Source organism: Catenulispora rubra (assembly GCF_015356825.1).
In the GTDB taxonomy this organism is placed as follows: Bacteria; Actinomycetota; Actinomycetes; order Streptomycetales; family Catenulisporaceae; genus Catenulispora; species Catenulispora rubra.
The window spans coordinates 23,066-31,842 of the sequence record NZ_JAACYW010000124.1 but is presented as its reverse complement, the minus strand read 5'-3'; the positions used below and the strand labels follow the sequence as shown (position 1 = coordinate 31,842).

The window sequence follows — 8,777 nt, the reverse complement described above, 5'->3', positions numbered from 1 at the left end:
CTTGGGTGGCTGCTTAGGCCTCGTAGGCTGCTTGGTACATAGCCGGTCATGCGGCTGGGCTTCGGCTCAGCTGCATGATCTGTTTCTGTTTCTGTTTCGGGGGCGAGTGGCGGTTGGTCTGGGGTTTTACAGGCGATTTTTAACGGCTTCGCTAATGGTTGGATGGCCTCGCGGGGGACGCAGTTCGGTTGAGCGCAGCGGGTTGCGCTGGCGGCCGCCGGTTTTCGCGTCCACGACCGCGCACTGGTCCAGGTCTGTGCATGGTGCGTTGGCGGGTGGCGGTTTTCGCGTCCACGACCGCGCACTGGTCCAGGTCTGTGCATGGTGCGTTGGCGGGTGGCGGTTTTCGCGAACACGACCGCGCGCCGGTCCGAGTCACTGCGCATGCGTTTGGTCCGGCGGCTGGCGGCCGCGTTTGGTGGGTGCGTTGAGGCCTCTGGCGGGCCTCCTCGACGAGGGGGCGACCCGCGCGTCGGGTGGTTTGGCGGCGGTCCGCGACTGTTCGGCTTTGCATCCGCTGTTGCCTGCGCTGCGCTGTCTGCTGGCGGTGCTGCTTGTGGTCGCCGAGGTTCTGGGTCCCTCGCCGCGTCATCGCCGTAAACGGAACCAGCCCGGTTTGGCGGAATCAAGCCGCATCGCTGCTGCTGTGGTCGGTCTCCGTTCGGCTTGACACCGCCAAACCGGGCAGGTTGGCTGCGCCCGCTGACGCGGCGAGGGACCCAGAACCAACACCCCGCATGGTCCTTCGGACCCCCTCACCATGTGGCCGGCCGGTCTGGCCCGTCACCGCCCGCAGCCGCCGGGCACCGGATCCGATCGGCACCGGCAGCCTGGCCGCACCGGGCGGCTCGCCGCTCCGCTGCTGCCAGTCGGCATCGCCAGGCGCCACCGCTCCGCGCGCAGCTCGGTCCGGCACGGCCGGTGCCCGTCCCCGCCGTCGGCCGCCGGCCTCGCCGTTCACCCGTAGTAGCTGAGAAACCGCTAGGAAGTTCCCCCGGTGGAGTGAGCGGCACTCCCGCGGGGGTCGGGAGTGCCTGTAGCTTGTGAAGCCCGCCCAGACTTGCGGTGCGTGTGCACCGTCACCGTCCGAGGACAGAAGGTTATGACTTCGATGGCTTCCAAGGCCGCCGCTCAGGACAAGGGTGCGCCCGGGTCCGGTGGCATCCGCGGGTTCGTGGACAGCAACCAGCAGTGGATCAGCCTGGTCATGCGCCTGTTGTTGGCGGCGATGTGGCTCAACTACAGCCTTGGCAAGCTGGGGTCGCCCGAGAGTAATGCGCAGAGTGTGCGGGACTTCAAGATTCTGCCGGAGTCGCTGGTCACGCCGTTCGGGTATGCGCAGCCGTACTTCGAGATGGCGCTCGGGCTGCTGTTGATCCTGGGGTTGGGTACACGGTTGGTGGCGATCTTCTCCGCGCTGCTGCTGCTGGTCTACATCGGCGGGATCATCTCGCTGGGTGCGCGTGGCATCGCGATCAGCTGTGGCTGCGGCGGTAGTGGCGGGCTGGTGCCCAAGGGGCACACGCGCTACACCCTGGACGTGCTGCGTGACCTGCTCTACATGGTCCCGGCGGCGTGGTTGATCTGGAAGCCGGCGTCCAAGTTCTCGCTGGAGCGCGCGCTGCTGGGTGACCCGATCTGACCTGTCCGATTGTTGCTTGATCATGACCCCTGCACCATGGGGTCATGACGAGCTCTGGCGGCAGCGGTCCGCGACGCACCGGACGGGAGCGGGCCGCTGAGGCGCGCCGCCAGCAGGCCGCAGCCGATCGGCGGCGCAAGCAGCTCATCGTCGGCGGTGTGGTGGTGGCGATCGTCGCGCTCGCCGTGCTGATCGGTGTGCTGGTGCAGCACAACCAGTCGAACAGCAACAAGAACGCGCGCAATGCCTACGGTGCCGGTCAGCCGTTCGCGGCGCCTTCCGGGGTGGTGCCGAGCCCGGGGAGCGCTTCTGATCCCGGCGCCATCGTCTACGGCAAGGCCGGGGCCAAGGTCACGGTCGAGGTGGACGAGGACGTCCGCTGCCCCTTCTGCAAGGAGGCCGAGTCCTTCTTCGGTGCCACGAACAAGGAGTACGCCGACGCCGGCAAGATCCAGGTCCACTACCGGCTCGTCGACCTCATCGACCGCAACGGCGGCGGCCAGGGGTCGCTGGTCGGCGGGTCGACGCTGGCCTGCGCCGCGGACGTCGGGCAGGCCGAGTTCATCGCCTTCCACGACCTGATCTACACGAACCAGCCGAACGAGACCAACGACGCCTACGGCTCCGTCGACACCATGCTCAACCTCGCCAGCCAGGTCCCGAACCTGCGCAGCGCGACGTTCGACCAGTGCGCGCGCAGCGGCAAGTACGCGCAGTGGATCAAGGACAACTACAACTGGCTGAGCAAGAAGCTCGGCGGCAGCGTCGGGACACCGGACATCTACATCGACGGAACCCCGTTCACGCTCAAGGACCCGAACGCCGTGCCCGGCACCCAGCAGACCGCCGACTACAAGGCCGCGCTGGACGCCGCCGTCGCGAAGCAGGGCTGATCCGGCTGCGTGTCCGCCCGGTTACTCCGGCCGCCGTCCCCCGGTGTCGCGTCGACACCGGGGGACGACGGCCTAAAAGTTCCTGAAGGATTTGGCGCAACCCGAGCCCCCTCCGGTGCGTTTCCACGTCGTCACCGCATAGGATGCGGTGCGCGCGCCCCGGGGATGGAACGGTGCGTGCCCATACCAGACGGCATCGGACAGGGACTGTTAACGACGATGAGCCAGGCGAACCGGGTAGGGAAGCAGAACGCTCGCGAGCGGGTGTTGGCGGAGAAGATCGCCCGCCAGCGGGCTGAGCGGCGCCGCAAGCAGTTGACCATCGGCGGTGTCGTCGTCCTCGTCGTGGGTGTGGCGGCGGCCGTCGGCATCGGGGTCTCCGCGGCCAAGCACAACAGCTCGCCCTATGTCGCTCCGGTCGCCGCGGTCGTCGACCCGCAGGCCAAGTCCGACAAGGCCACCGGCATCCACATCGGCTCGGCCGACGCCCCGGTGAAGATGACCGTGTTCGAGGACTTCCGCTGCCCGATCTGCAAGCAGGTCGAGCAGGCCGTCGAGCCGATGTACCGGCAGTACGTCGAGGCCGGCAAGCTCCAGGTCACCTACCACCCGGCGCGGGTCATCGACAGCAAGGACAACGGCTCCGGCTCGCTGAACGGCGCGAACGCCGCCGCCTGCGCGCAGGACGAGGGCCAGTTCATGCCGCTGCACGACCTGCTCTACGCGAACCAGCCGAGCGAGACGACCGACCCCTGGTCCTCCAAGACCCCGATTTTGGCGATCGCCGGCCAGATCCCGGCGCTGAAGTCCAGCACCACCTTCCAGACCTGCGTCACCAGCGGCACGCACAACGGCTGGGTGCAGAACAACGCCGACAACTTCAACAAGATCGGCCTGCCGGGCACCCCGACGATCTTCGTCGACGGCCAGCAGCTCTCCTTCACGCAGCAGACCGCGGCCGCGGTGCTGCAGTACTTCCAGCAGCAGCTGGACGCCGCGTTCCAGAAGGACGGCGGCAAGGCCGGCACCAAGACCACGATCCCGGCCGCGCCCAGCTCGGCGCCGTCGTCCGGGGCCTCGTCCTCCGCGCCGTCCGGGTCGTCCAGCTCCTCGGCGCCGGCGACACCGTCGTCCTCCGGCACCACGTCCGGGGCGCCGTCCTCGACCGGGTCGACGTCCGGCTCGTCATCCTCCACCTCCGGCTCGACGTCCGGCTCCACCCCGAGCACGTCGAAGTCCTGACCCGACCGCTGTCCGACCCGGCCGCGGTCTGACCTGCGCCCGCCCCCACCACCCGAGGACGCCCGCCCCCGATGAGCCTCACCGCCGCGCACCAGGCCGCCACGTACCTGGCGGACCTCCCGAGTCCGACCAAGGCCCAGTACCACCTGGGCCCGATCCCGATCCGGATGTACGCCATGTGCATCCTGGCCGGGATCCTCCTCGCCGTCTGGCTCGGCGACAAGCGCTGGCGGGCCCGCGGGGGCAAGCCGCAGGAGGTCGTCGACATCGCCATCTGGGCGGTGCCGTTCGGCCTGGTCGGCGGGCGTCTGTACCACGTCATCACGACCTCGGCGCCGTACTTCGGCAAGGACGGCGACCCGGTCAAGGCGCTCTACGTCTGGCAGGGCGGCCTGGGGATCTGGGGCGCCATCGCGCTCGGCGGCGTCGGGGCCTACATCGGCTGCCGGCGGCGCGGCGCGAGCTTTCGCACGTTCGCCGACGCCGCGGCGCCGGGCATCGTGCTGGCGCAGGCGCTGGGGCGGTGGGGCAACTGGTTCAACAACGAGCTCTACGGCAGCCACACCAGCCTGCCGTGGGGTCTGAACGTGCACGTCATGGACACCACGACGCAGGCCGCGGTGATCGGTCCCGACGGCAAGGCCGAACTGGTCGCCGGCGGGCCGTTCCACCCGACGTTCCTGTACGAGTCGATCTGGTGCGTCGGCGTCGCGGTGCTGTGCCTGTGGGCCGACCGGCGGTTCAAGCTCGGCTACGGCCGGGTGTTCGCGATCTACGTCGCGGCGTACACCGTGGGCCGGTTCTGGATCGAGTCGCTGCGCATCGACGACGCGCACCACTTCCTGGGCATGCGGCTCAACGACTGGACCGCGATCATCGTGTTCGTCGGCGCGGTCGTGTACTTCGTGTGGTCGCGCAAGAAGTACCCGGGGCGGGAGACCACTCCTTACCTGGCGGCCCCGGAGGAAACCTCAGAAGCGGCCGAAGACGCTGGTGAGGGCGCCCTTACTGAGGCTGCCCTTGTTGGCGAACAGGATGGCGAACCTGAAAAACTGGTGGCGGACTCCGAGCCGGCCGCCGCAGACGACCAGGAACCGCCCGACGTCGCGCCGATCCCGGCGCAGGACGGCGGACCAGAAGTGGTGTCGACCCCGACCGGCAAGGCGAACGAGTCCTCGAACCCGTAACGCCTGCCAGGATCGAGTCGATGAATCACCCTGACGCGTCCGTCCTTGTCCCCGATCCGACCACTGACGACGACTCCGGCGACTCCGGCTCCGGCCCGGACGACGGTTCCCACCCGGCCTACCAGGGCCCTTCCATCCCGAAGGACCACCACCGGGACGTCACCGGCGGCTGGCTGCGGCCGGCCGTCTTCGGCGTCACCGACGGCCTGGTGTCCAACTTCTCGCTGATCGCCGGCATGGCCGGCGGCGACGCGGCGCACAAGACCATCGTGCTGACCGGCCTGGCCGGGCTGGTCGCCGGCGCCTGCTCGATGGCCGCCGGGGAGTTCATCTCGGTGGCCAGCCAGACCGAGGTCACCCAGGCCGAGATCGAGCTGGAGCGGCTGGAGCTGGCCCGGCGGCCGGCCGCGGAGATGAAGGAGCTCGCCGAGTTCCTCACCGAGCGCGGCCTGGACCCCGACCTCGCGCTGGAGGCGGCGCGGCAGATCCACCGGGACCCGGACCAGGCGCTGATCGTGCACGTGCAGGAGGAGCTCGGGGTCGACCCGACCGACCTGCCGAGCCCGGTGGTGGCCGCGGTGTCCAGCTTCGGGTCGTTCGCGATCGGCGCGGTGCTGCCGCTGCTGCCGTACGCGCTGGGCCTGAACCAGCTGTGGGTGGCGATGCTGCTGGCCTTCGGCGGCCTGTTCGCCTGCGGGGCGATAGTCTCGCGTGTGTCCTCCCGCTCCTGGTGGTTCTCCGGCCTGCGGCAGCTGCTGTTCGGCGCGGCGGCCGCGGTGGTGACCTTCGGACTCGGCGCGCTGATCGGCGGGCACCTAGGCTGAGTCCCAATGATGTATAAATCACATCATCTGGGCTAAGCGGTGTTCGGCGGGCGTCGGCCGGTGGGAGATGACTCGCGAGATCAGGTATTGAGGTTCGAGGCAACCAGTCGTGCCCCACTCGCGTCGAAGACGTAGAGCGTACGGGCAGACACGGGGCCGCTGACGGGGATCGGGCGGCGCCGGATCAGGGCGAGGAGAGGTGCGGCTGGTGTCCGCGAAGAGCGAGGAGCTGGAAGGCCTGCGGGACGGCGAGCCGACCGACGGCGACGTCGGGGCGGTTCACGGGGACCGGGTGATCGAGGGCGACACCGATTCTGCGGGCGCGGCTGAGGGCGGTGCCAAGACCGGTGCCGAGACGGGTGCCAAGACCGATGCCCAGTCCGGTGCCAAGTCCGGTGCCAAGTCCGGTGCCCAAGCCGGTGCCAAGGGCATCGCGCTGGACGAGACGGTGTCGTTGCCGGCGGTGACGCCGCAGCAGGGCGACGCGCTGGCCGAGACCGTCTCGCTGGCCTCGGTCGGCGACCACGACCACATGCGGGTACGCCCGCAGGCCGCGACCGCCCCGCTCGACGCGACGCACATCACCCAGGAGCCCACCGGGCCCACGGTGACCGACGTCGTGCCGGTCCCGGTCCCGCAGGACGTCGCGGACGAGACGGCGCGGGCCGTCGCCGAGGCGTCCGCCGAGAGTCCTGCCTCCGAGTACGAGGCCGCCGCGAACGCCGAGGCCGAGGCCGAGTCGGCCGAGGCTCCGTTCCCGGCGCGGCGCAAGCGCCACACTCCTTTGTACGGACGCGGTGTCCGGGTCCTGCCGTGGAAGCACAAGTCGCGCCTGAACCCCGCGCAGCGCCGTCGCCGCAAGATCGTGGTGCGCTCGCTGTGGGGCAGCGTGCTGGTCTTCTTCGGCACCGTCAGCTGGTCGGTGGCCGGAGCCCTGACCACGCCGGGCACCGACACCGTGCAGGCGCGGCTGGCCGAGTGGGGCCGCGACCACGGCATGGGCGGCCTGGTGGCGCAGCTGGAGCAGTGGCAGTACGACCTGAACCCGCCGTCCAAGGGCGGTTCGGTGGACGCCAAGCAGTTCACCGACCTGGGCCCGACGGCCGCGGCGCCGTCGGCCAAGCCGTCGAAGAACGGCGGCGTCCCGAGCAAGCCCGGCGCGCCGAGCAGCCAGCCCGACCTGATCCCCATGCAGCCGCGCCTGCCGGCGCCGCCCGGACTGACGCTGGAGTCCGGCGAGGGCGAGTTCCAGGTCGCGGTGCAGACCCCGAGCGGCCAGCCGGTGGTCCAGGTCGCGCGCATCCGCCCCGACGCGACGTACACCGGCGTCATCGCCGACATCGCGGTGATCGACCAGAAGCACTCCAGCTACGTGCTGCACCCCGGGCACGAGGGCGGGCTGAACTCGGTCATCACGAACGTCCCGAACCAGATCGACGCCAACGCCCGCCCGAACCTGATCGCGCTGTTCAACGGCGGCTTCAAGATCAGCGAATCGCACGGCGGCTACTACGACCACGGCGTCACCGCCGCCCCGCTGGTCGACGGCGCGGCCAGCGAGGTCATCTTCAAGGACGGCCACATGGCGGTCGGCATGTGGGGCCGCGACTACAGCTTCCAGAAGAACACCAACATCCTCAGCGTCCGCCAGAACCTGAAGCTGATGGTCGACAACGGCCAGGTCGTCTCCTACATCGACGACAGCTCCACCTGGGGCCGCGCCGACCACGGCTCGGCGGCGGTGTGGCGCTCCGGCGTCGGCGTGAAGGCGGACGGCGACATCGTCTGGGTCGGCGGCAACTCGCTGACCGCGCCGACCCTGGCCCGCCTGCTGAAGGACGCCGGCGCGGTCCGCGCGATGCAGCTGGACATCAACCTGCGCTGGGCCGACTTCCAGTACTTCCCCGCCCGCGACGGCAACCCGGACAACTCGAAGCTGTACGAGGACTTCCTGCAGGGCCCGAACAAGTTCTTCGTGAACTCCACGAAGGACTTCATGGCCGTCTACCTGCGCTGACCGCGCCCCCGAGCAGGACCAGCAGCGCGGCACACTGAAGTGCCGCGCTGCTCGCCATCGCGGCCCACACCCCGGCCAGGCCGAACGGCCCGCTGAGCAGGTGCGCCAGCACCACGGCCAGCACCGTCCCGACGATGGTCACCGGCAGCAGCCGCCGCCCACCGCGCCCGCTGGCCAGCACCCCCGACAGGCCGATCACCACCGAGGTCGGCACCAGGTACAGGGCCAGCCAGCGCAGGAATACGACGCCGACCGCGGCCACGTCGGCGCGTGCGGTGAACGCGGCCATGATCCACGGTGCTGCGGCGGCGTACACCACGGATCCCCGGCCTGGTCGGCCTACTTCACGATCCTGGCCTTCCTGTACCGCCTCGAAGACCCCGCCGTGCAGGCCGCCGTCCTGCGCCGCCGCCTGGCCTTCCTCGACGCGCCCGGGGCCGGCTTCTTCTTCGGCGAGGACGGCAGGCCGATCAAGGCCGAGGACGGCAGGCCGATCAAGGCCGAGGACGCCCCGACCCTCTTCCAGCGCGGCATGGGCCAGATCGCGCGCGCCACGGCGCGGGCCGAACGTGAGTGGTTGCACACCGCCATCGCGGAGTTGGATGGCTCAACGGGGGAATAGGGACAAGGACAAGCATCGCGCGCGAGCCGCCGACGTCCCGCGCGCAAGCTCGTCACCAGCTTGTCCCCGCTTGTCCCTGCTCGTCCCCGCTCGTCATCGCCCCTGTAGCGGCATCGGCCGCGACGGGAGGCACCCGGCGAGTCGGCCCGGAGTCAGCCCCCCGCTCGAACCCGACGCGTCGCCGTCAGACCCCTGCCGCGCGCTCGGCCCAGCTCAAGATCGACATCAAATTAGCCAGTCTCAGCATCCGGAACACATCTCGGGATCGTCCGTCCCGCACTGTGAGATAGTCCACTCCCCACCCGCCCCACCATGTTGTAACCTCTGCTTACACCTGATCGGATTGCGCA

The 8,777-nt window shown here is 69.8% G+C and carries 8 protein-coding genes; 7 read left to right on the top strand and 1 reads right to left on the bottom strand.

The window, feature by feature from the left end; all coding sequences use genetic code 11:
* The first annotated feature begins 1,102 nt into the window (after positions 1 to 1,102).
* From GWK61_RS29210 to GWK61_RS59865, 6 genes are all read left to right on the top strand, one after another.
* Complete coding sequence (locus tag GWK61_RS29210) at positions 1,103 to 1,642, top strand: MauE/DoxX family redox-associated membrane protein (RefSeq protein ID WP_194913859.1); 540 nt, start codon at positions 1,103 to 1,105, stop codon at positions 1,640 to 1,642.
* Positions 1,643 to 1,686: 44 nt separating this feature from the next.
* The gene (locus GWK61_RS29205; RefSeq protein ID WP_194913858.1) at positions 1,687 to 2,535 is read left to right on the top strand and encodes a DsbA family protein; all 849 of its coding nucleotides are present in this window, start codon (positions 1,687 to 1,689) and stop codon (positions 2,533 to 2,535) included.
* 219 nt (positions 2,536 to 2,754) lie between these two features.
* On the top strand, positions 2,755 to 3,777 hold the full coding sequence (locus GWK61_RS29200; protein WP_194913857.1) for a DsbA family protein: 1,023 nt from the start codon (positions 2,755 to 2,757) through the stop codon (positions 3,775 to 3,777).
* Positions 3,778 to 3,848: 71 nt separating this feature from the next.
* Positions 3,849 to 4,964 carry a prolipoprotein diacylglyceryl transferase gene (gene lgt, locus GWK61_RS29195; RefSeq protein WP_194913855.1) on the top strand — a complete coding sequence of 372 codons (1,116 nt, stop codon included), beginning with the start codon at positions 3,849 to 3,851 and terminating at the stop codon, positions 4,962 to 4,964.
* Between the two features lie 20 nt (positions 4,965 to 4,984).
* Positions 4,985 to 5,788, top strand: coding sequence for a VIT1/CCC1 transporter family protein (locus tag GWK61_RS29190; RefSeq protein WP_228563120.1), 804 nt, complete (start codon positions 4,985 to 4,987; stop codon positions 5,786 to 5,788).
* A gap of 208 nt (positions 5,789 to 5,996) precedes the next feature.
* Positions 5,997 to 7,805 (top strand): phosphodiester glycosidase family protein, encoded by a 1,809-nt coding sequence (locus tag GWK61_RS59865; protein WP_194913852.1) that lies wholly within the window; start codon positions 5,997 to 5,999, stop codon positions 7,803 to 7,805.
* On the opposite strand, the gene GWK61_RS29180 is transcribed toward GWK61_RS59865, so the two are convergent.
* On the bottom strand, positions 7,783 to 8,121 hold the full coding sequence (locus GWK61_RS29180; RefSeq protein WP_194913846.1) for a hypothetical protein: 339 nt from the start codon (positions 8,119 to 8,121) through the stop codon (positions 7,783 to 7,785). The two genes, GWK61_RS59865 and GWK61_RS29180, sit on opposite strands and share 23 nt — an antisense overlap.
* Positions 8,122 to 8,190: 69 nt before the next feature.
* On the opposite strand from GWK61_RS29180, the gene GWK61_RS29175 reads away from it, so the two are divergent.
* The gene (locus tag GWK61_RS29175) at positions 8,191 to 8,427 is read left to right on the top strand and encodes a hypothetical protein (RefSeq protein WP_194913844.1); all 237 of its coding nucleotides are present in this window, start codon (positions 8,191 to 8,193) and stop codon (positions 8,425 to 8,427) included.
* Positions 8,428 to 8,777 lie beyond the last annotated feature (350 nt).